This is a genomic window from Pseudonocardia sp. EC080619-01 (genome assembly GCF_001420995.1).
Lineage (GTDB): Bacteria > Actinomycetota > Actinomycetes > Mycobacteriales > Pseudonocardiaceae > Pseudonocardia.
The window spans coordinates 3,793,017-3,816,668 of sequence record NZ_CP012184.1; the positions used below are offsets into that span (position 1 = coordinate 3,793,017).

21 protein-coding genes are annotated in these 23,652 nt (G+C 74.2%); 13 read left to right on the forward strand and 8 right to left on the reverse strand.

Translation table 11 applies throughout. The features are described 5' to 3' along the window. Positions 1 to 6: 6 nt before the first annotated feature. Together trpS and yhjD are read left to right on the forward strand one after the other, a co-directional pair. Entirely contained in the window at positions 7 to 1,023 is a 1,017-nt protein-coding gene (trpS, locus tag AD017_RS17790) for a tryptophan--tRNA ligase (RefSeq protein WP_010229375.1), read from the forward strand. Positions 1,024 to 1,066: 43 nt separating this feature from the next. Further along, complete coding sequence (gene yhjD, locus AD017_RS17795; protein WP_010229378.1) at positions 1,067 to 2,131, forward strand: inner membrane protein YhjD; 1,065 nt, start codon at positions 1,067 to 1,069, stop codon at positions 2,129 to 2,131. A gap of 214 nt (positions 2,132 to 2,345) precedes the next feature. Here the strand turns inward: yhjD and AD017_RS17800 are convergent, their stop codons facing one another. Next, positions 2,346 to 3,650 (reverse strand): D-alanyl-D-alanine carboxypeptidase family protein, encoded by a 1,305-nt coding sequence (locus AD017_RS17800; protein ID WP_227012772.1) that lies wholly within the window; start codon positions 3,648 to 3,650, stop codon positions 2,346 to 2,348. A gap of 26 nt (positions 3,651 to 3,676) precedes the next feature. Beyond that, complete coding sequence (locus AD017_RS17805; RefSeq protein WP_010230155.1) at positions 3,677 to 4,129, reverse strand: SRPBCC family protein; 453 nt, start codon at positions 4,127 to 4,129, stop codon at positions 3,677 to 3,679. A 203-nt stretch (positions 4,130 to 4,332) separates the two neighbouring features. Here AD017_RS17805 and AD017_RS17810 point away from each other — a divergent pair, with 203 nt between their 5' ends. The 8 genes from AD017_RS17810 to AD017_RS17845 all read left to right on the forward strand — a co-directional run bounded on the left by AD017_RS17810 (position 4,333) and on the right by AD017_RS17845 (position 14,184). Then, positions 4,333 to 5,484, forward strand: a complete 1,152-nt coding sequence (locus AD017_RS17810) for a BMP family protein (protein WP_010230153.1) — start codon at positions 4,333 to 4,335, stop codon at positions 5,482 to 5,484. Beyond that, positions 5,481 to 6,992, forward strand: a complete 1,512-nt coding sequence (locus tag AD017_RS17815) for an ABC transporter ATP-binding protein (RefSeq protein WP_060574879.1) — start codon at positions 5,481 to 5,483, stop codon at positions 6,990 to 6,992. Before AD017_RS17810 ends, AD017_RS17815 begins: the two co-directional genes overlap by 4 nt. Beyond that, the gene (locus tag AD017_RS34595) at positions 6,989 to 8,068 is read left to right on the forward strand and encodes an ABC transporter permease (RefSeq protein WP_010230148.1); all 1,080 of its coding nucleotides are present in this window, start codon (positions 6,989 to 6,991) and stop codon (positions 8,066 to 8,068) included. The genes AD017_RS17815 and AD017_RS34595 overlap by 4 nt, the downstream gene beginning before the upstream one ends. Further along, entirely contained in the window at positions 8,065 to 9,303 is a 1,239-nt protein-coding gene (locus AD017_RS34600) for an ABC transporter permease (RefSeq protein WP_010230145.1), read from the forward strand. Before AD017_RS34595 ends, AD017_RS34600 begins: the two co-directional genes overlap by 4 nt. A 36-nt stretch (positions 9,304 to 9,339) precedes the next feature. After that, complete coding sequence (locus tag AD017_RS17830) at positions 9,340 to 9,744, forward strand: cytidine deaminase (protein ID WP_033199552.1); 405 nt, start codon at positions 9,340 to 9,342, stop codon at positions 9,742 to 9,744. Between the two features lie 28 nt (positions 9,745 to 9,772). Next, on the forward strand, positions 9,773 to 11,101 hold the full coding sequence (locus AD017_RS17835; RefSeq protein ID WP_060574880.1) for a thymidine phosphorylase: 1,329 nt from the start codon (positions 9,773 to 9,775) through the stop codon (positions 11,099 to 11,101). An 85-nt stretch (positions 11,102 to 11,186) separates the two neighbouring features. Then, positions 11,187 to 13,037: a murein biosynthesis integral membrane protein MurJ gene (murJ, locus tag AD017_RS17840; RefSeq protein WP_075314691.1), complete on the forward strand. Its 1,851-nt coding sequence runs from the start codon at positions 11,187 to 11,189 to the stop codon at positions 13,035 to 13,037. Positions 13,038 to 13,059: 22 nt separating this feature from the next. Next, a complete protein-coding gene (locus AD017_RS17845) occupies positions 13,060 to 14,184 on the forward strand; it encodes a MalY/PatB family protein (protein WP_060574881.1) in 1,125 nt (374 codons plus the stop codon). A gap of 77 nt (positions 14,185 to 14,261) precedes the next feature. On the opposite strand, the gene AD017_RS17850 is transcribed toward AD017_RS17845, so the two are convergent. Continuing rightward, complete coding sequence (locus AD017_RS17850) at positions 14,262 to 15,599, reverse strand: hypothetical protein (RefSeq protein ID WP_010230131.1); 1,338 nt, start codon at positions 15,597 to 15,599, stop codon at positions 14,262 to 14,264. A gap of 264 nt (positions 15,600 to 15,863) precedes the next feature. On the opposite strand from AD017_RS17850, the gene AD017_RS17855 reads away from it, so the two are divergent. After that, a complete protein-coding gene (locus tag AD017_RS17855) occupies positions 15,864 to 17,021 on the forward strand; it encodes an adenosine deaminase (RefSeq protein WP_060574882.1) in 1,158 nt (385 codons plus the stop codon). Between the two features lie 39 nt (positions 17,022 to 17,060). Here the strand turns inward: AD017_RS17855 and AD017_RS17860 are convergent, their stop codons facing one another. Then, a complete protein-coding gene (locus tag AD017_RS17860; RefSeq protein WP_060576454.1) occupies positions 17,061 to 18,335 on the reverse strand; it encodes a hypothetical protein in 1,275 nt (424 codons plus the stop codon). A 200-nt stretch (positions 18,336 to 18,535) separates the two neighbouring features. After that, positions 18,536 to 18,772: a hypothetical protein gene (locus AD017_RS17865; RefSeq protein ID WP_010230125.1), complete on the reverse strand. Its 237-nt coding sequence runs from the start codon at positions 18,770 to 18,772 to the stop codon at positions 18,536 to 18,538. A gap of 421 nt (positions 18,773 to 19,193) precedes the next feature. Here AD017_RS17865 and upp point away from each other — a divergent pair, with 421 nt between their 5' ends. Both upp and AD017_RS17875 read left to right on the forward strand, forming a co-directional pair. Next, entirely contained in the window at positions 19,194 to 19,817 is a 624-nt protein-coding gene (gene upp, locus AD017_RS17870; protein ID WP_010230123.1) for a uracil phosphoribosyltransferase, read from the forward strand. 5 nt (positions 19,818 to 19,822) lie between these two features. Next, the gene (locus AD017_RS17875; RefSeq protein WP_060574883.1) at positions 19,823 to 20,593 is read left to right on the forward strand and encodes a GDSL-type esterase/lipase family protein; all 771 of its coding nucleotides are present in this window, start codon (positions 19,823 to 19,825) and stop codon (positions 20,591 to 20,593) included. Between the two features lies 1 nt (position 20,594). On the opposite strand, the gene AD017_RS17880 is transcribed toward AD017_RS17875, so the two are convergent. From AD017_RS17880 to AD017_RS17890, 3 genes are read right to left on the reverse strand one after another with little or no spacing between them, the layout of a single operon-like run. Continuing rightward, positions 20,595 to 21,053: a flavodoxin family protein gene (locus AD017_RS17880; protein ID WP_010230119.1), complete on the reverse strand. Its 459-nt coding sequence runs from the start codon at positions 21,051 to 21,053 to the stop codon at positions 20,595 to 20,597. After that, positions 21,050 to 22,672: a phospho-sugar mutase gene (locus tag AD017_RS17885; protein WP_060574884.1), complete on the reverse strand. Its 1,623-nt coding sequence runs from the start codon at positions 22,670 to 22,672 to the stop codon at positions 21,050 to 21,052. Before AD017_RS17885 ends, AD017_RS17880 begins: the two co-directional genes overlap by 4 nt. Positions 22,673 to 22,674: 2 nt before the next feature. Next, on the reverse strand, positions 22,675 to 23,469 hold the full coding sequence (locus AD017_RS17890; RefSeq protein ID WP_033198972.1) for a purine-nucleoside phosphorylase: 795 nt from the start codon (positions 23,467 to 23,469) through the stop codon (positions 22,675 to 22,677). Positions 23,470 to 23,652: the final 183 nt, after the last annotated feature.

Below are 23,652 nucleotides of genomic sequence, written 5' to 3' on the forward strand. Positions count from 1 at the left end.
GGGGCCATGACCGACGCCCACCGTCCGCGCGTGCTCTCCGGGATCCAGCCCACCGCCGACTCGTTCCACCTCGGCAACTACCTGGGCGCGCTGCGGCAGTGGGTGGCGCTGCAGGAGGACCACGACACCTTCTACTGCATCGTCGACCTGCACGCGATCACCGTCGAGCACGACCCGAAGGAGCTGGCCCGGCGCACCCGGGTCGCCGCCGCGCAGCTCCTGGGCCTGGGGCTCGACCCGGAGCGGTCCGCCCTGTTCGTGCAGTCGCACGTCCCGGAGCACGCCCGCCTCAGCTGGGTGCTGGAGTGCATCACCGGGTTCGGCGAGGCCGGCCGGATGACGCAGTTCAAGGACAAGTCGGCCAAGCAGGGCACCGACCGCGCCACCGTCGGACTGTTCACCTACCCGATCCTGCAGGCCGCGGACATCCTGCTCTACCAGCCCGACCGGGTGCCGGTCGGTGAGGACCAGCGCCAGCACCTGGAGCTGACCCGCAACCTCGCGCAGCGGTTCAACCACCGGTTCGGCGAGACCTTCCGGGTGCCCGAGCCGCACATCCCGCAGGCCACGGCGAAGATCTACGACCTGCAGGACCCGACGGCGAAGATGAGCAAGTCGGCGTCGTCGCCGTCGGGGATCGTGGAGCTGCTCGACCCGCCGAAGACGTCCGCGAAGAAGATCCGCTCGGCCGTCACCGACAACGAGCGGGAGATCCGCTACGACCCGGAGGGCAAGCCGGGCATCGCGAACCTGCTCACGATCAACGCGGCGATGACCGACCGCAAGGTCGCCGAGGTCGAGGCGGAGTACGCCGGTCGCGGGTACGGCGACCTGAAGAAGGACCTCGGCGAGATCGTCGCCGGGTTCGCCGAGCCGTTCGCCGAGAAGGTGAACGGCTACCTGGCCGATCCGGCCGAGCTCGACCGGGTCCTCGCGACGGGCGCCACCCGGGCGCGCGAGGTGTCCGGCGCGACACTGGCCGCGGTTCACGAGAGGATCGGGCTCCTCCCGCCCACGGTGTGACCACCGCCCGGGGCGGGCGAGCACGACCGAACCCGGGGGAACCATGGCCGACAACCGTCCGACCACGACGGCGCACCGGTTCGACGAGGACGAGGAGGAGGGCCCGACCTTCCTCGAGCGGCAGCGGGAGCAGCGCCCGTGGCTGGACCACCTGGTGCGCGCCGGTGCGCGGTACACCGAGAACCACGGTGACCACTACGCGGCGGCCATCACCTACTTCTCGGTCCTCGCACTGGTGCCGCTGCTGATGGTCGCGTTCGCCGCGGCCGGGTTCGTGCTGCGCGGGAACGAGGAGCTGCTGCAGTCGCTGCAGGACGGGATCGCGTCGGCCGCGCCGGGGGAGATCGGCCAGTTGCTCAGCGGCGTCGTCGACACCGCGATCAAGCAGGCGGGGGCGATCGGCCTGATCGGCCTCGTCGGTGCGCTCTACTCCGGGATCGGCTGGATGAGCAACCTCCGCGAGGCGCTCACCGAGCAGTGGGGACAGCGCGACGACGCGCCGCCGATGATCAAGCGGCTGGCGTTCGACCTGCTCTCCCTGGTCGGACTGGGGCTGGCCCTGGTCGCCTCGTTCGCGATCGCGTCGGTCGGCGGCGCGGCCGGTGCCTACCTGCTCGACCTGGTCGGACTCGGCGAGGTCGGGTGGGCCCGGTTCCTGCTGGGGGTCGCGGCGTTCCTGCTCGGTCTCGCCGGGAACTGGCTGGTCTTCCTCTGGGTGATCGCCCGGCTGCCGCGCGAGCCGGTCAGCTTCCGCAGTGCCGCCAAGGCCGCGCTGATCGGCGCGATCGGGTTCGCGATCCTGCAGCAGGTCATGGTCGTCTACCTGGGGACGATCGGTAACTCGCCGGCCGGTGCCGCGTTCGGGTCGATCCTCGGTCTGCTGATCTTCATCTTCTTCACGTCGCGGTTCCTGCTGTTCGTCACCGCCTGGGCGGCGAGCGCCGAGGAGAACGACCAGGGCCCGCGCGACGTCCCGGCCCCTGCCGTCATCCGCCCGCAGTACGTCGTGCGGGAGGGGCCCGGCGCGCTCGCGTCGGCGGGGCTGGTCACCGCCGGACTCCTCGGCGGGGTGCTCGGCCTGCGGGCCTGGGGCCGGCGCCGCCACTGAGCGGTACTCGTCCCGGTCCCGCACCCGTGTTGATCGGCATCGCCGCACACGGAGGGGGTACTCCGCACAGGTAGAGGGATCACCGCACAGGTTGACGGCATGCCGCACAGGACTAGCCCTGTGCGGCTGCCGCAGATGGTGTGCGGCTGACGGGGAAGAAGCGCGGCTGACACAGAGGGTGTGCGGCTGGCGCGGACGGGGGCGGTCCGGCGGGTCAGCCGCGGCGGCGACGGGTCAGCGTCAGGAGGAGTGCCACAACCCCCACCGCCGCGGCCACCGCGCCGACGGCGATCGCGGATCCGGGGTCGGCGCCCTCCCGATCCGGATCGGAAGCAGGATCCGAGCCCGAGCCCGAGCCCGAGTCCGAGCCCGGAGCCGGAGCGGGGGCCGGCTCCGCCCCCGCCGCGAGATCGGCGACGGGCGTGTCGTCGCCCGGTGCGACGAGCGTCCCGAGCGAGCCCTGCGGGGCGCCGAAGCCCCAGTCCAGCAGCGATCGTGCCTGGTCCACCATCCGCACCGGCTGCGACTCGCCGCGGACGAGGGCGACGACCAGCCGTCGTCCGTCGCGTTCGACGGCGCCGACGAAGGTGTGCCGGGCGGCGTCGGTGAACCCGTTCTTCCCACCGAGGAAGCCGGGGGTGCCGAGCATGCGGTCGTCGTTGCCGAGTTCGAAGCCCGGACGGTCGGCGAACCCGGGGAAGGGGATGCTCGGGGTGCGCAGCGCCGCCGCGATCCGGGGCCGGTCGAGCGCCGCCCGCAGGATCAGTGCGAGGTCGTATGCCGATGACGACATCCCCGGACCGTCCAGCCCGGACGGCGTCGCGGGCCGGGTGTCGCGGGCCCCGAGGTGCGCGGCGGCGTCCTGCATCGCGGCCAGCGTCGCCTGGTCCCCGCCGAGCTCGCGGGACAGCGCGTGCGCCGCGTCGTTGCCGGAGGCCAGCAGCAGGCCGTGCAGCAGCTGGTCGACGGTGTAGCGGCCGCCGGGGCCGACACCGGCGCGGCTGCCGTCGATGTTCGCGTCCTCCACCGTGCCGACGACGACCCGCTCCGGCGGGAGCACCTCGTCGGCCACGAGCGCGAGCAGCAGCTTGATCGTGGACGCCGGCCGCTCCCGGGCGTGCGGGGCGCGTGCGGCGAGGACCTCGTGCGAGTCCAGGTCGGCGACCACGTAGGACGCGACGCCGACCGGGGGCGGCGGCACCGGGCCGACGTGGGCGTCGGCGCAGACGGCCAGGCCGCCGACGGGCGGCGACGGCACCGGGAGCGGCGCCACGGGGACGGTCTCCTCGGCCGCGGGCGGACCGGGCGGGGCGGCCTGACCGGGACAGCCGGCTGCGGCGGCCGGGACCGGGCCGACGAGCCGGGTACCGCCCGGTGCGAGGTCGGCGAGCCAGGAACCGCCCGGCCCGGAGGCGGAAGCGTCCGGTGCTGCGACCGCCGCACCCGCCGTCAGCAGGAGCAGCCCGGGCACCAGCAGGGCCGTCGCGCACCGCCGCCACCGGCGGGCCGTCGTCGTCACACGCGCAGCATGCCCCATGGTGGGGCTCAGCCCTCGACGATGCTCCGCACGCGGTCGAGGCTGCGCTGCAGGCCGTCCCGCATCATCCCCTCGCGGTCCCGCCCCAGCAGACCGCTGCGCTGCAGCAGCCGGACCGGCAACGGGGGCCGCCCGACGCTCTCCCGCCAGGCGGTGAGCTGCGTGGCCGCGCCGCCGTCGGCCGGGGTCAGCACCCAGCCCCACGCGGTCCGCGACTCGGAGACGACGAAGGTGAACCGGCGGGCCGGCTCGCACTCGGTGACCCGGCAGTGGGTCGACCAGCGGATCGCGCCGTGCCGGTTCCCACCGACGAACCGCCCGCCGACGGCGGGTCCGGTCGCGCCGTCGCGCCAGCGCCCGCCGGTGGCCTCCGGGCTCCACTCGCCGGCCCGGGTGATGTCCGAGACCAGGTCCCACACCTTCTCGGGCGGGGCGTCCACGGTCACTTCGGCACGGTCCACGACGGTTCGTCCTCCTCGACGAGGCATACGGCGGCACCCGGCCCAGGAGCTGCTCCGGGTGGGTGAACCGTACCGTCCGTCAACCGCTCGACGATTCCGCGTCACGACGATGTTTCGACTCTGCCGCCGGACCCGGTGAACGATTACCGTCCCGCGGGAACGTGCGCCGCCGACCGAGCGGTGCCGGAACGGGGAGGACGTTCGTGCGGATCAACCAGCGCATCGGACGGCGTGGCCGGTTCGCGACCGCGATCGCCGTCGCTGCCGTCGCGGCACTCGCACTGTCGGGCTGTGCCCGCGACACCGGCGGCGGTGGGGGGACCGCGCAGGGCGGGGAGTGCGAGCGCGTCGCGCCGCCGTCCGTCCCGGCGGCGAGCGCGCAGCCGGCACCGGAGAAGCCGAAGGCGGACGCGAGCCCGCTCAAGGTCGGCCTGGCCTACGACATCGGCGGGCGGGGCGACGCGTCGTTCAACGACGCCGCCGCGGCCGGCCTGGACCGGGCCGTCGCCGAGCTGGGCCTGCAGAAGGCCAACACCCGCGAGGCGACCGCGCAGCAGGGCGAGAGCGAGGACGCCGGCACGAACCGGCTCCGTCAGCTCGCGCAGGGCGGTTTCGACCCGATCATCGCGGTCGGCTTCAACTACGCCACCGGCGTGGGCACGGTCGCGAAGGAGTTCCCGCAGACGCAGTTCGCGATCGTCGACGACGACACCGTCGACCTCCCCAACGTCACCCCGCTGGTGTTCGCCGAGGAGCAGGGCTCCTTCCTGGTGGGTGCCGCAGCCGCGCTCAAGACGGCGACCTGCAAGGTCGGTTTCGTCGGCGGCGTCGACAACCCGCTGATCCAGAAGTTCGAGGCCGGGTACGAGCAGGGCGCCACGGCCGTCGCGCCGGACGTCCAGGTCGACGCGTCCTACATCTCGCCGGCCGGAGACTTCTCCGGCTTCAACGACGCCACCCGCGGCACCGAGATCGCCTCCGGCCAGTACGACAGCGGCTCGGACATCTCCTTCGCCGCCGCGGGGCAGTCGAACCAGGGCGTCTTCGCGGCCGCGCAGACCGCGCAGAAGAAGGCGATCGGGGTCGACTCCGACCAGTACAACTCGCCGCAGCTGACCGAGGTCCGCGACACGATCATGACGTCGATGATCAAGCGGGTCGACGTGGCGGTGTACGACTACGTCAACGCCGTCGCCGGCAACACGGTCGACCAGCTGCCCGAGCGGTTCGACCTCAAGAACGACGGCGTCGGCTACTCCCTCTCCGGTGGACAGGTCGACGACATCCGGCCGCAGCTCGAGGCGTACAAGGCCGCGATCATCGCCGGGCAGATCCAGGTCACCTCGACGAAGTGACACAGGAGCCGTACGCGGTCGAACTGCGCGGGATCACCAAGCGGTTCCCCGGCGTCGTCGCCAACGACGGCGTGGACCTCGCCGTGGCCACCGGTGAGGTCCACGCCCTGTGCGGCGAGAACGGGGCCGGCAAGTCGACCCTGATGAAGATCCTCTACGGGATGCAGCCGCCCGACGAGGGCACGATCGCCGTCGGTGGGGCGGAGATCCGCTTCCGTAATCCCGCCGACGCGATCGCCGCCGGGATCGGGATGGTCCACCAGCACTTCATGCTGGCCGACAACCTCACCGTCGCCGAGAACGTGCTGCTCGGGGCAGAGCGGTTGCACGGCATCGGGCGCGCCGGCCGGGCCCGGATCGCGGAGCTGTCCGCGACCGTCGGGCTCGGGGTGCGGCCGGACACGCTCGTCGAGCACCTCGGCGTCGCCGACCGGCAGCGCATCGAGATCCTCAAGGTGCTCTACCGGGGCGCCCGCACGGTGATCCTCGACGAGCCGACCGCCGTGCTGGTCCCGCAGGAGGTCGACGAGCTGTTCGCGACCGTGCGCTCGATGCGGGCCGACGGCTACACGTTCCTGTTCATCTCGCACAAGCTCGACGAGGTGCGCGCCATCGCCGACCGGATCACGGTCGTCCGGCGCGGCCGCACGGTCGGCACCGCCGACCCCGGCTCGGTCACCAATCGCGAGCTCGCCGAGATGATGGTCGGCTCCGAGCTGCCGTCGCCGGAGACCCGCGACTCGACCGTCACCGACCGCGAGGTCCTCCGCGTCGAGGGGCTCGGCCTGCCCGACCCGCACGGCGGCCGGGACCTGCTCGACGGCGTCGATCTCGTCGTGCACGCCGGTGAGGTCGTGGGCATCGCCGGCGTCGAGGGCAACGGTCAGACCGAGCTGGTCGAGACGGTCATGGGGATGCGCAGGCACGCCCGCGGCCGGGTCCTGCTCTCCGGCGACGACGTCTCCGGGCTGTCCACGATGGCCCGCCGCGAGCGCGGCGTCGGCTACGTCCCCGAGGACCGGTCCCGGCACGCCCTGCTCGGCGAGCAGCCACTGTGGGCGAACCGGGTGCTCGGCTTCCAGTCCCGGCCGCCGATCGGGCGGCGCGGGCTGATCGACCGGGCCGCGGCCCGCGCCGACACCGCACGGATCGTGAGCGACTTCGACGTCCGCACGCCCGGCATCGACGTCATGGCGTCGGCGCTCTCCGGGGGCAACCAGCAGAAGCTCGTCGTCGGGCGGGAGCTGTCCGGTGAGCCGGTGCTGCTGATCGCCGCGCACCCGACCCGCGGCGTCGACGTCGGCGCGCAGGCCGGGATCTGGGCCGAGCTGCGCCGGGCCCGGGCCGCGGGCCTCGCCGTGCTGCTGGTCTCCGCCGACCTGGACGAGCTGATCGGGCTGTCCGACACGCTCGCCGTCATCCTGGACGGGCGGCTGGTCGGCACCGCCGATCCCGCCACCGTCACCCCCGAGGAGCTGGGCACGAAGATGACCGGGGCCGCGACATGATCCGGCTGCGGGGCGCGATCGTGGCGCCCGCGCTGGCGATCGGCGTCGCCGCGCTGCTGTGCGCGGTCGCGCTGCTGATCAGCGGCGCCTCACCGTGGACGGCGATCACCACGATCCTGTCCCAGCTCGGTTCGGGCACGGTCGCGGTGGACACGGTGAACTCCGCCGCCGTCTACTACATCGCCGCGCTGGCGGTCGCGATCGGCTTCCAGATGCGGTTGTTCAACATCGGCGTCGAGGGGCAGTTCCGGGTCGCCGCCTGCGTGGCGGCGATCGTCGGCGGGACCGTGGTCCTGCCGCCGGTGCTGCACACGCTGCTGATCATGGTCGTGGCGGTGCTGACGGGGGCGGCGTGGATCGCGATCCCCGCCCTGCTCAAGGCCTACCGCGGCGTCTCCGAGGTCATCTCGACGATCATGCTGAACGCGATCGCCACCGGGCTGATCGCCTTCCTGATCCGGGCCGAGACCTTCGGCGAGCTGCGCGGCAACAACATCACCACCCCGCCGATCCCGGAGTCCGGCTGGTTCCCGGGGATCTCGGTCGGCAACGGGACGATCTTCGGGATGGTCTTCGTCGCCGGGGCGCTGGGAGCGGGCTACTGGTTCCTGCTGGCCCGCACCCGGTTCGGCTTCGAGCTGCGTGCCTCCGGCGAGTCGGCGACGGCGGCGTCGGCGGGCGGGGTGAACGCCCGCCGGACGATCGTCGTCGCACTGCTGCTCTCCGGCGCCGTCGCCGGCCTGATCGGGCTGCCCGAGCTGCTCGGCCGCGACCACGCCTACACGCTCACGTCGCCGCAGGGGTACGGCTTCACCGGCATCGCGATCGCGCTGCTGGGCCGCAACCACCCGGTGGGCATCGCGCTCGGCGCGCTGCTCTGGGCGTTCCTGGACAAGTCCGCGGTGGCGCTCGACGTCGTCGGGATCCCGCGGGAGATCGTGCTGATCATGCAGGGGCTGATCGTGCTGTCGGTGGTCGTCGCCTACGAGCTGGTACGACGGGTGGAGCGGCGCGCCGAGCAGCGGCGGGTCGCGGACTCCGCACCCGCTCCGGAACGGGTGGAGGCGACGACATGACCGCCGCCGTCCTGGAACGCGCCGGGCGGCTGCCCGGCTGGGCGCGGTCCGCGCTGATCGCGGCGGGGCTGGTGCTCGTCCTGTCGATCACGGTGACGCTGACCGGGCAGACCCAGCTCGCCTCGTCCGGCACGTCGGAGGCCGCCGTCCGGCTCGGCCTGCCGATCCTGTTCGCGGCGCTCGGCGGGCTCTGGGCCGAGCGCGCGGGCATCATCAACATCGGTCTCGAGGGCATGATGGTGCTCGGGACCTGGGGTGCCGCCTGGGCCGGCTACCAGTGGGGGCCGTGGGCTGCGATGCTCGGCGGGCTCGCGTTCGGCGCGCTCGGCGGGCTGGTGCACGCGGTCGCGACGGTCACGTTCAACGTCAACCACATCGTCTCCGGTGTGGCGATCACGCTGCTCGGTACCGGGATCACCAAGTACCTGGCGACGCTCGTCTTCGCACCGGTCTCGCAGAACCCCCGCCAGTCCCCGCGGCTCGACGGGTTCACCGAGTTCTCCGTACCCGGCGTCTCGCAGGGGTTGCAGGCGCTGGAGGCACAGCAACGGGTGTTCGTGTCGGACCTCGCCGGGCTGCTGTCCGGCCTGGTCACCGGGCTGACGCCGATCGTCGTCCTCGGGTTCGCGCTGGTCCCGTTCAGCTTCTGGGTCCTGTGGCGGACACCGTTCGGGCTGCGCCTGCGGTCGTCGGGCGAGTCGCCGGTGGCGGCCGAGTCGCTGGGCGTCGACGTCGTGCTGCACAAGTACGCCGCGGTGATCGTCTCCGGCGGGCTCGCCGGGCTCGGCGGCGCGGCGCTGGTGCTCAACCCCGGCCAGCTCGGCTACCTGGAGAACCAGGTGGGCGGCCGCGGCTACATCGGCCTCGCCGCGATGATCTTCGGCAACTGGCGGCCCGCCGGGCTGCTGGTCGGCTCGGCGCTGTTCGGCTACGTCGACGGCCTGCAGCTGCGGGCCGGGGGCGAGGCGGTGCACGCGCTCCTCTACGCCGCGACCCTCGTCGCGGTCGTCGTCGCCGTGCTGTGGGCGATCCGGCGGATGTGGACGGCCGCCGCGGTCGCGCTGGGCGCCGGCGTCGCGGTCTACGCGCTGTACTGGTCGATCGAGTCGGTGCCGTCGGAGTTCGCGTCCTACGCCCCGCAGCTGGTCACGCTGATCGTGCTCGCGGCAGCGTCCCAGCGACTACGACCACCGGCCCGGCTCGGCGATCCGTACCGGCGCGGGGAGGGCCGCTAGGTGGCGGGCGGCGGACCGTCCGGCGCCGGTGCGGACATGGTGCGCCCGGACCCGCCGGTGCCCGGCTGGGACGCGTTGCGCGCGGCCGCGGTCGAGGCCGCGGCCTGGGCGTACGCCCCGTACTCGGGCCTGCGGGTGGGCGCCGCGGCACTCGTCGACGACGGCCGGGTGATCACCGGCTGCAACGTCGAGAACGCCTCCTACGGCCTCGGCGTCTGCGCCGAGGTGACCCTCGCCGGGCAGCTGCGGCTCTCCGGCGGCGGACGGCTGCTGGCGGTCGCGTGCCGGTCCGGCGGCGGCGACCTGCTGATGCCGTGCGGCCGGTGCCGGCAGGTCCTGTACGAGTTCGGCGGACGGGAGCTGCTGTGCGACACCCCCCGGGGCGTGCTGCCCTTCACCGAGGTGCTGCCCGACGCGTTCGGCCCGGAGCACCTGCCGTGACGGTCGACGGGGACGCCGGGAGGTCGCGATGATCCGCGGGGTGGGATGGGCCGACGCGCCGGAGCCGGCGCCGTCGTTCAGAGCGGTCGAGATCATCGCCGCCAAGCGGGACTGCCGCGAGCTGACCCGCGACCAGATCGAGTGGGTGGTGGGCGCCTACACCCGCGACGAGGTCGCCGACGAGCAGATGTCCGCGCTCGCCATGGCGATCCTGCTCAACGGGATGGACGCGGCCGAGACGGCGCACTGGACCCAGGCGATGATCGACTCCGGGGACGTCCTGGACTTCGGCGACGTCGGGCGCCCGCTGGTCGACAAGCACTCCACCGGCGGGGTCGGCGACAAGATCACCCTGCCGCTGGCGCCGCTGGTCGCGGCCTGCGGTGCGGCCGTCCCGCAGCTGTCCGGGCGCGGGCTCGGGCACACCGGCGGCACCCTGGACAAGCTGGAGGCGATCCCCGGCTGGCGGGCGTCGCTGTCCACCGCGGAGATCCGGGAGCAGCTCGCCGAGGTCGGCGCCGTGATCTGCGCGACGACCCCGACGCTGGCACCGGCCGACCGGCGGCTCTACGCGCTGCGCGACGTCACCGGCACCGTCGAGTCGGTCCCGCTGATCGCCAGCTCGATCATGAGCAAGAAGCTGGCCGAGGGCACCGGCGGGCTGGTGCTCGACGTCAAGGTCGGGTCCGGTGCCTTCATGAAGAGCCTCGGCCGCGCCGGGGAGCTGGCCGACGCCATGACCGGGATCGGCGCCGCGCACGGCCTCCCGACGACGGCGCTGATCACCGACATGGCCCGCCCGCTCGGCCGGTGCGTGGGCAACGCGCTCGAGGTCGGGGAGTCGGTGGAGGTGCTCCGCGGCGGCGGACCCGCCGATCTCGTCGAGCTGACGGTCGCGCTGGCCCGCGAGATGCTGGACCTGGCCGGGATCACCGACGCCGATCCGGCCGCGGTGCTCGCGTCCGGCAAGGCCCACGCGGTGTGGGAACGGATGATCGCCGCGCAGGGCGGCGACCCGGACGCGCCGCTGCCGGTCGCCCGGCACGTCGAGCAGGTCACCGCCGACCGGTCCGGCGTGTTCTCCGGGGCCGACGCGCTCGCCGTCGGCACCGCGGCCTGGCGGCTCGGTGCCGGGCGGGCCCGCAAGGAGGACCCGGTGCAGGCCGCGGCAGGGGTGCGGTTGCTGGTGGAGCCCGGCGACGAGGTCCGGGCCGGGACTCCGCTGCTGGAACTGCACACCGACACCCCGGAGCGGATCCCGGACGCACGGAGGCTGGTCGCCGGTGCGGCGCTGCTGATCACGGCGGACCCGCCGCCGGAGCGGGACCTCGTGCTGGACGTGCGCCGGGCGGAGTGACCCGCGGGCCGGCGTCCGGACGGGGCCACGGTCCTGCGCCGGGCGGCTCGGGGCGGACGATTCCGATCCGGCACGATGGTGCGCGATGCGTGAGGACCGACGGGTGGAGCGGGACCCGATACCCCGACCGGTGATGCCGGAGCGGGGCCGCCCTGCACCCCCGGAGACCGCCGGGGAGGTCACCCGCCCGGTCGGGCGACCGGTGCGGCCGGACGACGGCCCGGAGACCACCCCGATCGACCCGGTCGCCGCCCCCGGTCGGCGCGAGCCGGAGACCCCGACCCAGGGGATCCCGGCCGCGGCACCGGGCGCGGACCCGGGGACCCCGGCGAAGGGGACCGAGAACGCGGGCTCCCTCGTCCGGTCCTCCGGGATGATCGCGATCGCCAGCCTGGTCAGCCGGGTCACCGGGTTCGTCCGGAACCTGGCGCTGGTCGCGGTGCTGGGCCTGGCCGTCGTCAACGACTCGTACAGCGTGTCCAACACGCTGCCGAACATCGTCTACGAGCTGCTGCTCGGCGGTGTCCTCACCAGCGTGATGATCCCGGTGCTGGTCCGGGCCCAGGCCGAGGACGCCGACGGCGGCGAGCACTTCACCCGCAAGCTGCTGACGGTCGTCGGTGCGGCGCTGCTGGTCGCCACGGCGATCGCCATGCTCGCCGCGCCGCTCCTCACCGCGCTCTACATCAGCTCGGACACGGGCCGGGCCAATCCCGAGCTGGCGACGGCGTTCGCCTGGCTGCTGCTCCCGCAGATCTTCTTCTACGGCATCGGGGCGCTGCTCGGCGCGATCCTGAACTCCAAGCAGGTGTTCGGGCCGTTCGCGTGGGCGCCGGTGCTGAACAACGTCGTCGTGCTGGGCGTGCTCGCCGTCTACGTGCTGGTACCGGGGGAGATCTCCACCGACCCCGTGCAGATGGGCGACCCGAAGCTGCTCGTCCTGGGGCTGGGTACGACGCTGGGCATCGTCGTCCAGGCGCTCGTGCTGATCCCCTTCATGCGGCGGATCGGGTTCCGGTACCGCCCCGTGTGGGGCTGGGACCCGCGCCTGTCGCTGGCCGGCGGGATGGCGTTGTGGATCGTCGGCTACGTCCTCGTCGGGCAGGCCGGCTACGTCGTCACCACCCGGGTGGCCACCCAGTCCGACGGCGGCTCGTTCGCCACCTACATGAACGCGTGGCTGCTGCTGCAGGTCCCGTACGGCGTGCTCGGCGTCTCGCTGCTGACCGCGCTGATGCCGCGGATGAGCCGGGCCGCCGCGAACGGGGACACGGCGCAGGTCGTCACCGATCTCTCGCTCGGTGCCCGGCTCTCCACGGTCGGGCTGCTCCCGATCGCGGCGATCATGACGGCGTTCGGCGGAGCGCTGGGCACCGCGCTGTTCTCGGTCGGCGCGGGCAGCGGCACGGGGGCGGCCCGGCTCGGCGAGACCGTCGCCTGGTCGGCGTTCGGGCTGCTGCCGTACGCGGTGACGATGCTGCAGATGCGGGTCTTCTACGCGATGACCGACTCGCGGACCCCGACGCTGATCCAGGTCGGCATGGTCGGCGTGAAGATCCCGCTGCTGCTGCTGTGCCCGCTGCTGCTGCCCCCCGAGCAGGTCGTGCTGGGCCTCGCCGCGGCGAACGGGCTGTCGTTCGTCGGCGGTGCCGTGATCGGGCAGTGGCTGCTGCGCAGGCGGCTGGGCCGGGTCCGCACCGCCGAGGTGCTGAACACCCTGTTCCGGGTCGCGTTCGCGTCCGCCGCGGGCGCGGCGATCGCCTGGGGTCTCGCGCAGCTCGCGGAGCCTGCGATGGCCGACTGGCCGGTCGTCGCCCGGGCCTGGACGATCCTGGTCGGCGGCACCCTGGTCGCGCTGCCGCTCGCGGTCGTGGGCATGCGGCTGCTGAAGGTCGCCGAGCTCGACGCGGTCTTCCGGCGCCTCGCACGGCGGTGACGGCCGTGCCAGCATCGGGCCTGTGGACCCTCTCGAGTTCCCGCCGCTGAGCGAGCTGCGCCGCCGCACGAGCATGAAGTGGCGGACCTACGACGACGACGTCCTCCCGCTGTGGGTGGCGGAGGCCGACGTCGGGCTCGCCCCCGCCGTCGTCGACGCGGTCACCGGGGTGCTCCGGCGCGGCGACACCGGCTACCCGGCCGGCTCCGGCTACGCCGAGGCGTTCGCGCGGTTCGCCCGGGACCGGTGGGGCTGGGACCTCGACCCGCGGCGGGCGCTGGTCGTGCCGGACGTGATGCAGGGTGCCGTCGAGACGCTGCGGGTCGTCGCCCCGGACGGCGGTGTCGTCGTCACGCCGCCGGTGTACCCGCCGTTCCACTCCCACCTGCGTCAGGCGGGCCTGGAGCCGGTGCCGGCGCCGCTCACCGCCGACGGCCGGCTCGACCCGGACACCCTCGCGACGGCGTTCGCACGGCCGGGCGTGGGTGCGTTCCTGCTGTGCTCGCCGCACAACCCGACCGGCACCGTGCACACCGCCGCCGAGCTCGCGGTCGTGGCGGAGCTCGCGCGCCGGCACGGGGTCACCGTCGTCGCCGACGAGATCCACGCCCCGCTGGTCGACCCGGGCACGCCCTTCACACCGTGGCTGACCGTGCCGGGTGCCGAGGACGGCGTCGCACTGCTGTCGGCGTCGAAGGGATGGAACCTGGCCGGGCTGAAGGCGGCGATCGCCGTCGTCGGGCCGGAGGCCGATCCGGGACGCCTGCCCGCGGAGATCCTGGAGGTCGGGGCGAGCCACGTCGCCGTGCACGCGCACGTCGCGGCGCTCGACGACGGCCGGGACTGGCTGGACGGCTTCGTCACCGCGATCGCCGGCAACCGGGCGCTGCTCGGCGAGCTGCTGGACGGGTGGCTCCCGGACGTCCGGTACCGGCCGGGAGCCGCGTCGTTCCTGGCGTGGCTGGACTGCCGGGCCCTCGGGCTCGGCGACGATCCCGCGGCCGTGTTCCTGGAGCGGGGCCGGGTGGCACTCAACGCGGGCCTGCCGTTCGGGGCGGGTGGAGCCGGGCACGCCCGCCTGAACCTCGCGACGCACCCGGACGTCCTCACCGAGGCGGTGCGCCGGATGGCCGGCGCGCTGCGCTGACCCGCCCGGCACCGGCCCGGGACGCACGAACGCCGCGCCCCGGGTGCGGGACGCGGCGTTCGCGGGGATCGACCGGCTCAGTCGTCCGGGTCGTCGTTCACCAGGTCGGCCGCCGAGGCGCCGTTCTGGCTCTTCACCGCCACCTTCTGGCGGCCGCGGCGCTGGGCCGGGCGCGGCGGGGGCGGCGGGGCCGACTGCTGGGCGTACTGGCCGCCCCGGCCCATGATCAGCTCCGCGAACGTGGCCATGGCCTCGTCCAGCTGGCTGGCGTTGCGGCGCTCGGACTCCGCGTTGGCGCGGGTCACCAGGTCGGTCACCGAGCCGGCGTCCGGGCGGTCCCGCAGCACCGCGTCGAGCTCGCCGAGCCGGGTGCCGACGTCGCCCGACACCTTGTCGACGTCGCCGGAGAGCTTCTCCAGGCGGGAGTCGACGTCACCGGTGAGCTTGTCCAGCCGCCCGTCGACGCTCTCGGAGAGCCCGTCGAAGCGGCCGTCGACGTCGGTCGAGAGCTTGTCGAGCCGCTGGTCGAAGCCGGTGAGCTTCTCGTCGACGCCGGTGAGACGGTCACCGACCGAGCCGTCGAGCTCGCCGAGGCGGTCCTTGAGCGAGCCGCCGAGCTTGCCGACCCGCTCCTTGACCGACCCGTCGAGGTCGGCCAGCTTGCCGTCGAGCCCGGTCTCGACCGAGTCCAGACGGGTGCCGACCTCCTCCAGCCGTGCGGACAGCGCCTCGAGACGCTCGGTGAGGCCGTCGAACGCGGGGGTCGGGTCCACCGCCGGGCGCTGGGACAGCTCCTCCAGCCTGCGGTGCAGGCCGACGGAGGTGTCGCCGAGCAGGTTGCGCAGGCCCTCGCCGGTCTCCTCGAACGAGCTCACCGCGCCGTCGAGCTGCTCCTTGACCTGACGCTCGATGCCGTCGACGCGCTCCTTGATCGGGGAGGCGACGGCGTTCGGCATCGCGTCCAGCCGCATCTCGTGCCGGTCGAGCCGGTTGTCGAGGTCGTCGAGGCGCTTGTGCAGGCCGCCGAGGCGGTCGTCCAAGCCGTCCATCCGGCCGGAGACGCCTTCGAGGCGGCCGCCCATGCCGTCGAGCCGGCCGTCGAGCTGGGCGATCGGCTTGGCCAGCTTGTCCGGCAGCGACTCGATCGCCCGGGTGATCGCGCCGAGCACGATCTCCTGGTTGTCGAGCTTCGTGACCGTCTCGTCGAGGCGCTCGGACAGGACGTTGAGCTCGGTCCGGTCGGGGAGCTCGGTGAGCTTCTTGCGCACGGTGCCGATGGCGTCCAGTGCGGCCAGCCGGGCGTGGATCTCGTCGAGGGAGTCGAAGATCTGTTGCTGTTCGCTGTCACGGATCTCGGCCGCCCGCATGAGCATGCCGCGCATCCGGTCGAACGAGAGGTTCGAAGTGTCGCTCATGGCACCTGCTGCGCTTCCTCTGAGCCAAGTGGGGAGTGCCCAGAGGGTAGCGACCGCCGTTCGAGCGTCGACGGACGGTGTTGGGTTGAGCCGTCCGGGGCATGTCTCGCGCCCGGATCGGGGACGATCATGGCAGGTCGGGGCGGCCGGTGGCGCGCGCCACGCCGGTCCGGGGCGGATCCGGGCCGGGACCGGCGTGGGGTCGGTCACGGTCGCGGCCCGGCCCGTGCCGTTGCGGCCGGGTCCGCTCGGTACCGTCTGGCCGTGGCAGCTCCCGCGGACCCGAGCCCGACGCCCGTCAGCCGCGAGACCGTGCGCGAGGCGCCCAAGGTGCTGCTGCACGACCATCTCGACGGCGGCCTGCGCGTCGGGACGGTCGTCGACCTGGCCCGCGAGATCGGCTACGACCGGCTGCCGACGACCGACCCCGGCGAGCTCGCCGCGTGGTTCCTCGGCGCCGCCCACTCCGGGTCGCTGGAGCGGTACCTGGAGACGTTCGGCCACACCGTCGCCGTGATGCAGACCCGGGAGGCGCTGAGCCGGGTGGCGGCCGAGGCGGCCGAGGACCTCGCCGGCGACGGCGTCGTCTACGCCGAGGTGCGGTTCGCCCCCGAGCTGCACGTCGAGGGCGGCCTCGACGTCGATGCCGTCATCGACGCCGTGCTCGACGGGTTCCGGATCGGCACCGAGCGGGCCGCCGCGGCCGGGCGGACGATCCGGATCGGCGTCCTCCTCACCGCGATGCGGCACGCCGCCCGGTCGCGGGAGATCGCCGAGCTGGTGGTGCGGCACCGCCCGCCGCTCGACGCACCGGCGCCGGGCGGTGTCACCGCACCGGCCCCGGTCGCCGTCGTCGGCTTCGACATCGCCGGGGCCGAGAAGGGGTTCCCGCCCACCCGCCACCTCGACGCCTTCGAGTACGTCCGCCAGCAGAACGCGCACGTCACCATCCACGCCGGCGAGGCGTTCGGGCTGCCGTCGATCTGGGAGGCGATCCAGTGGTGCGGCGCCGACCGGCTCGGGCACGGCGTCCGCATCGTCGACGACATCGAGGTCCGTGCCGGCGAGGCACCCCGGCTGGGCCAGCTGGCCGCCTACGTCCGCGACAGCCGGGTGCCGCTGGAGATGTGCCCGACGTCGAACCTCAACACCGGCGCGGTGGCGTCGCTGGCCGAGCACCCGATCGGCCTGCTCACCGAGTTGCGGTTCCGGGTCACCGTGAACACCGACAACCGGCTGATGTCGGGCTGCACGATGACCAGCGAGATGACCGATCTCGCCGAGACCTTCGGCTACGGCTGGGACACCCTGCAGTGGTTCACGGTGAACGCGATGAAGTCGGCCTTCATCGGCTTCGACGAGCGGCTCGCCCTGATCGACGAGGTGATCAAGCCGGGGTACGAGGCGCTGGCGCGCCCGTGAGTGGAAAAGTCGGCCGGGACCGACTTTTCCACTCACGAGTCAGTGGGTTCGCAGCCGTGCCTCGAGCCCGGCGACCAGCTCGCCCCAGGACTGCGCCTCCTGGCTGAACGGTGGGCTCGGAGCCATCCGGGTCGGGTCCGGGCGGACGACGAACGACACCAGCCAGCCCAGGCTGTTCGACTCGGCCAGCGAGTCGGCGGGCTCGGGGTCCCCGGCCCACTCGCCGACGTCGGTCAGCAGCTCGGACGCCAGGTCCAGCTGCACCGGGTCCAGGTCGAGCACGCCCTCGGCCAGGTCCGGGCCGATGCCGGTCAGCACGTAGGTGTTCATGTCGTCGACGCCCTCGTCGAGGTCGCCGGTCCCCGCGGCCTCCAGCACGTCGGTGAAGGTGACGGCCGCCGCGAGATCGGTGCCGTGCACCGCGGGGTGCTCCGGATCGGCCAGCGCGCGGAACATCGCCCGCTCGGAGCCGAAGACGTCGATCTTCCCGTCGGAGCCGAGGAAGACCGGCTTGTCGTCCAGGTAGCACCGCAGGGTCACGACCGAGCGGTCGCCGGACTCGATCCGGATCGGGTCGATGCCGACCCGCGTCCAGAACCCGTCCGGGGCCTCGTCCTCGTCGTCGGCCTCCGCCGCACCGGCCTCGAGCGCGGCGGCCTCCAGGGCCTCGTCGTCGTCGGCCTCCGCGGCGCCGAAGGCGGCCTCGCGGGCCGCCTCCCACTCGGTGGCCTCGGTCCGCGCCTTCTCCAGCGCGCCGGCGTCGACGTCGGGGGTGGAGACGAGCCCGTCGACGGTGTCGACGATCTCGTCCCAGTGCCGGGTGAGCGCCTCGGAGAGGGCGGACCAGTGCTTCGCGCCCTCGCGGCCACCGAAGGCCTGCTCGCCCTCGCGCAGCAGCGCGAACGACGGCTCACCGTCCAGCGCGGTGATCACGTTCTCGAGATCGCAGACGTCGGCGAGCGAGCGGACGATCGAGACGGCCTCGTGCAGCTCCTGCACGGTGAACGCGTCCGGGTCGCCCGCGGCGAGCTCGGGCAGCCCGACGAGGTCGTAGCGGTGGGCCTCGTCCGGGGTCAGCTCCCCGACGGCGAGACCGGGGACCGCGGCCCACGCGGGATGGTCCTCGAGGTCGTGCCCGGACGCGGTACGGACGAACGCGGCGAGGCCCGCGACCTCGTCGAAGACGAACACGTGTTCGTCGTCGCCGAGGAAGGCCTCCCACTCCTCGCCGTCCTCGCGCCACGGAGGTGCCCACAGGGTGACCACGTCGCCCCGTGTGAGGGCGAGCCGGATCGGGACGATGTCGCTTGCCACGTCGCCGACCCTATCGTCGGTGCGGACGACCGGCCGGGCCGACCGCCCGGGTGTCGCCGACAACGGCTGCGGCACCGGTCACCGGTGCCGCAGAAGTCGGTGCGCGCCCGCCGTCGCGGGATCGGGGCCCGGTGGTGCGGCGGGACGCGCGTCTGTTCTCCGTGTGTCTCCGCGGGGCCTCGGGGCGGCCCCGCCGGGGGTCAGGCCTGGCTGTGCAGTCGGACCACGCCGATCGAGACGTCCTCGAGACCGCCACGGTCGAAGTCCCGCCGCAACTGGTCGGCCTTGATGGTCGCCGTCATCCCGTCGAACGGGCCGTGCGCGTCCACCTCCCCGGTCTGCGGGTCCACCGCCAGAACGACGTACCCGTCGCACTGCGTGAGCTTTTCCGCAGCAGCGATCAACGTCTGCTCCTCGGAAGTCGTGTTCTCCGGCATCGGATCACCTCCTCGTCATCTAGTACAGCGTCGCCGGAGGCCTCGGTGTGACACCGTTTCGGCCATACCACCCGTTCGGGTCAGGTGAATCCCGAAAATCAGCGACCACGAGTGCTGATCGTGGCACCGGGCGTACAGGGTCACGCGAAGAGGGGAACGCGGCGTGTCGCGAGCGCCACCCGTGGTGATCACGAGATCGATCGGGGATCGACTGTCACGCAAGGTCTGCGGAGGTGTCCGGGGCCTCACCCGGGCGGACGAGAAGGGTCCGTGGAGGTGTCTCGACATCACCCGTCGGTGCAGGTCCAGGCCTCACTCTTCGTGAACCGTGACACGCATCCGTGTCAACGTCGTGCCGGTGGTCGAGGGCACCGATCGCGGGGGCTCCGCCGGCGGCCGGGCGTCCGTAGGCTGTCCGCTCGTGGACACGATCGTCGTCGACCACCCGCTGGCGCGGGCTCGGCTGAGCACCATGCGGGACGCGCGGACCGACAACGCCACCTTCCGGGCGGCGCTGCGGGAGCTGACCCTCATGCTGATCTACGAGGCCACCCGCGCGGCCCCGCTCGCGGAGGCCCAGATCCACACCCCGGTCTCCCGGACCGTCGGCTACCGGCTCGCGACGCCGCCGGTGCTCGTCCCGGTGCTGCGGGCGGGGCTGGGGATGGCGGAGGCCGCGCTGAACCTCGTCCCGGAGGCCCAGATGGGCTTCGTCGGCATGGCCCGGGACGAGACGACCCACCAGCCGGTGCCGTACATGGAGTCGCTGCCCGACTCGCTCGTCGGGCGGCCGGTGTTCGTGCTGGACCCGATGCTGGCCACCGGCGGGTCGATGGTGCACACCGTCGAGCTGCTGACCCGCCGCGGCGCCGACGACGTGACCGTCGTCTGTGCACTGTCCGCGCCCGAGGGGGTGCGGCGGTTGGAGGAGTCGGGGCTGCCGGTCCGGATGGTGACGGCCAGCATCGACGAGCGGCTCAACGACTCCGCCTTCATCGTCCCCGGCCTCGGCGACGCCGGGGACCGCCAGTTCGGCTCGGTCTGAGCCCCGTGCCCCGCCGTCCGGGGCGCCGCTGGGCCCGGCGTCTCCTCTCCGCCGCGGTGGTCCTCGCCGTCGCCGGCACCGTCTCGGTGCTGCCCGCGGCGGACCGGCCGGAGGAGATCGACGTCCCGGCGGCCTCGGCGCCGGGGACCCTCAAGGTGATGCCGCTCGGGGCGTCGTCGACGGTCGGGGTCGGCAGCACGGCCACCGCCGGGTACCGGCTGCCGCTGTGGGAGCGGCTCACGGCACGCGGTGTCCGGCTCGACTTCGTCGGCTCCCGGAACGGCGGCCCGGACGCACTGCCCGACGGCGACCACGAGGGCCGGTCCGGCTGGACCGCCGCCCGGATGCTCCCCATGACCGGCGGGTGGGTGCTGGCCGCCGAGCCGGACGTCGTCCTGCTGCACGCGGGCACGAACGACCTGCTGAACGGTATGTCGGCCCGGGACACCGCGACGACGCTCGACCGGATGCTGGACCGGATCTTCGCCGCGGCACCCCGCACCCACGTGATCATGGCGGGGGTGTGGGCGCCGCTGACGAAGCAGCGCGCGCAGCGTGCCGAGCTCGGACGGCGGCTGCCCGGCGTCGCGGCGAAGCACCGGGCGGCCGGTCACTCGGTGGAGTACCTGGACGTCTCGGGCCTGTTCCCGGCCACCCGCACCGCCGACGGCCTGCACGCCGGGCAGGCCGCCTACCGGGAGATCTCCGAGGCGTGGGCCGAGCGGATCGAGGCGTGGCTGGAACGCCCGCCCGACCGCCGCCGCGCCGCCGGGTAGCTCAGCCGTCGGGCATGACGGTCGCGGCGAGCACCGCCCCCAGCTCGCGGCAGGCCTCCCGGGCGGCCCGGTCCGGCGCCCCGGTGACCTCGACCGGGGCGGTGGCCGCGCTCCAGCCCATGCCCTCGGCGATCGCCGTCACCGACCGGGTGGCCCCCGAGGTGTCCGACCCGCCGTGCACCCACAGGCCGTAGGGCAGGCCCCGGGTGTCCTCGCCGCAGACGTAGTAGACCTGGTCGAGGAAGTGCTTCAGCGCCCCGGACATGTAGCCGATGTTGGCCGGGGTGCCGAGCAGCACCGCGTCGGCGGCCAGCAGGTCCGACGCGGTCGCGGCGAGCGCGGCGCGGGCGACGGTCTCCACCCCGGTGATCTCCGGGTCGGCGGCACCGGCCGTCACCTCGGCCAGCAGCTCGGCGGTCGCGGGGGACGGCGTGTGGTGCACGATCAGCAGCGTCGTCACGGCCCCAGCATCCCCGCGACCTCGGCCCGCAGCGCGGCGAGCCGCCCGGCGGCCCGCTCCCGCGACCCCGACACCAGCGCGACGTCACCGACCGGCTCGCCGACGACCTCCAGGTACGCCTTGAGCTTCGGCTCGGTCCCGGACGGGCGGATCACCACGCGGACGCCGTCGCGCCGCAGCCGCAGCACGTCCGGGGCCGGCCGGTCGGCATCCCACCCGGCGGGCGGGTCGTCCCGCAGCCGCCGCACCGCCGCGTCCCGGACGGCGGGGTCCATCCGCAGCGAGATCCCCTCGGTGAGGTGCACCCCGAACTCGGCAGCCAGCTCGTCGAGCCGTTCCGGCACCGACGACCCGTCGGCCGCCAGCCCGCGCACGAGGTCCGCGGCGACGACGGCGGCGGAGATCCCGTCCTTGTCCCGCACCCCGCCGGGGTCGACGCACAGCCCGATGGCCTCCTCGTAACCGAAGACGAGGCCGTCGCCGCCGCGGACGATCCACTTGAACCCGGTCAGCGTCTCGGCGAAACGGGCCCCGCGGGCGGCGGCGACCCGGCCCAGCATCGACGACGACACCACGGTCGTCGCGACCAGCGGATCGGAGTACGTGCCGGTGCGCAGCAGGTGGTCGCCGAGCAGGACGCCGGTCTCGTCGCCGGAGAGCATCCGCCACCCGTCACCGGTCGGGACGCCGATCGCGCACCGGTCGGCGTCCGGGTCCAGGGCGACCGCGAGACCGGCCCCCGACGACGCGGCCAGCTCCAGCAGCGCGTCGGTCGCGCCGGGCTCCTCCGGGTTGGGGAACGCGATGGTCGGGAAGTCGGGGTCGGGCCGCGCCTGGCTCGCCACCACGCGGACGTCGTGGACGCCGGTGCGGGCCAGCGCGGCCGTCGCGAGGGCGCCCCCGACGCCGTGCATCGGGGTCAGCGCGATCCGCGGTGCCGGGCCCCGCGGCGTCCGCGGAAGCGTCGCGACCCGGTCCAGGTAGGCCTCGGTGACGTCCAGCGGCGCGGGTGCGGTGCCGAGCGGCACCGACACGGCGGCCGGGGCGGCGTCGATCGCGGCCTCGATGCCGGCGTCGTCCGGCGGGACGAGCTGCGCCCCGTCGGCGAGGTAGACCTTGTAGCCGTTGTCGGCGGGCGGGTTGTGCGAGGCGGTCACCGCGATGCCCGCCGCCGCCCCCAGGTGCCGGACGGCGAACGCGACGACCGGCGTCGGCACCGGCCCGTCCAGGACGACCGGGGTGAACCCGGCCCCGGCGAGCACCCGCGCGGTGGCCTCGGCGAACGCGGCGGACCCGTGCCGCGCGTCCCGCCCGACGACGACCCGGCCGCCCGGTCCGCCGTCGCGCGCGGCGAGCCAGGACGCCAGCCCCGCCGTTGCCCGGGTCACCACGGCGACGTTCATCCCGGACGGGCCCGCCCGCACCGGGCCGCGCAGGCCCGCCGTGCCGAACCGCAGCGGCCCGGACATCCGCCCGGCGAGCTCGGCGTCGGCCTCGACGGCGGGCGGACCGCCCGCCAGCGCCGTCGCGAGGACCCGCTGCAGCTCGGCGCGGGTGGCGGGGTCCGGGTCGTCGGCGATCCAGCGCAGCGCGGCGTCGCGCAGCTCGGGGGCGGGCACGGTCAGATCCGGCCGATCAGGTCGCGGAGCAGCGAGCCCATCCGGGTCGCGGCGGCCTGCCCGGCGTCGAGGACCTCCTGGTGGTCCAGCGGCTGCCCGGACAGCCCCGCCGCGAGGTTCGTGACCAGCGAGATCCCGGCGACCTCGCACCCCTCGGCACGGGCGGCGATCGTCTCCATCACCGTCGACATGCCGACCAGGTCGGCGCCGAGGGTGCGCAGCATCCGGATCTCCGCGGGCGTCTCGAAGTGCGGGCCCGGGAGCCCCGCGTAGACGCCCTCGACCAACGACGGGTCCAGCGCGCGGGCGGCGGCGCGCAGCCGCGGCGAGTACGCGTCGGTGAGGTCGACGAAGTGCGCGCCCTCCAGCGGGGAGCGGGCCAGGAGGTTCAGGTGGTCGGAGATCAGCACCGGCTGCCCGACGGACAGCCCGTCGGTGATCCCGCCCGCGGCGTTGGTGAGGACGACCGTGCCCACCCCGGCGGCGGCCGCGGTGCGGACGCCGTGCACGACCGGATCGGCGCCGTGGCCCTCGTAGAGGTGGGTGCGGCCGAGCAGGACCAGGACCTTCGTCCCGCCCACGGTCAGGGACCGGACGGTGCCGCCGTGTCCGACCGCGGACGGCGGCACGAACCCGGGCAGCTCCGACATCGGCACCTCGGCGTCGGCGGGGCCCAGGACGTCGGCGGCGGGGCGCCAGCCGGAGCCGAGCACGACCGCGACGTCGTGGGAACCGGACCCGGTGCGACGGGCGAGCTCGGCGGCGGCCTTCTGGGCGAGCGTCACGGGAGCGGACATGCGGCCAGCCTAGATCCGCCCCGCGGCGGCGATCTCCCGCCGCACCCCGCGCCGGGCCGCCGCACCCCGTGCCAGGCCGCCGCACCCTGCGCGTGGGGTGCCGCAGGCGGCGAGGGGGTGCGCGGCGTCCCCGGGGGCCCGGCACCCCGTGCCGGGTCGCGGCACCCCGTTGCGGGTCGGCGC

Coding starts and splice junctions, on each gene's coding strand:
- trpS (WP_010229375.1), top strand. CDS start 7: ATGACCGACGCCCACCGTCCGCGCGTGCTCTCCGGGATCCAGCCCACC.
- yhjD (WP_010229378.1), top strand. CDS start 1,067: ATGGCCGACAACCGTCCGACCACGACGGCGCACCGGTTCGACGAGGAC.
- AD017_RS34595 (WP_010230148.1), top strand. CDS start 6,989: ATGATCCGGCTGCGGGGCGCGATCGTGGCGCCCGCGCTGGCGATCGGC.
- AD017_RS34600 (WP_010230145.1), top strand. CDS start 8,065: ATGACCGCCGCCGTCCTGGAACGCGCCGGGCGGCTGCCCGGCTGGGCG.
- AD017_RS17830 (WP_033199552.1), top strand. CDS start 9,340: ATGGTGCGCCCGGACCCGCCGGTGCCCGGCTGGGACGCGTTGCGCGCG.
- AD017_RS17835 (WP_060574880.1), top strand. CDS start 9,773: ATGATCCGCGGGGTGGGATGGGCCGACGCGCCGGAGCCGGCGCCGTCG.
- murJ (WP_075314691.1), top strand. CDS start 11,187: ATGCGTGAGGACCGACGGGTGGAGCGGGACCCGATACCCCGACCGGTG.
- AD017_RS17850 (WP_010230131.1), bottom strand. CDS start 15,599: ATGAGCGACACTTCGAACCTCTCGTTCGACCGGATGCGCGGCATGCTC.
- AD017_RS17865 (WP_010230125.1), bottom strand. CDS start 18,772: ATGCCGGAGAACACGACTTCCGAGGAGCAGACGTTGATCGCTGCTGCG.
- AD017_RS17890 (WP_033198972.1), bottom strand. CDS start 23,469: ATGTCCGCTCCCGTGACGCTCGCCCAGAAGGCCGCCGCCGAGCTCGCC.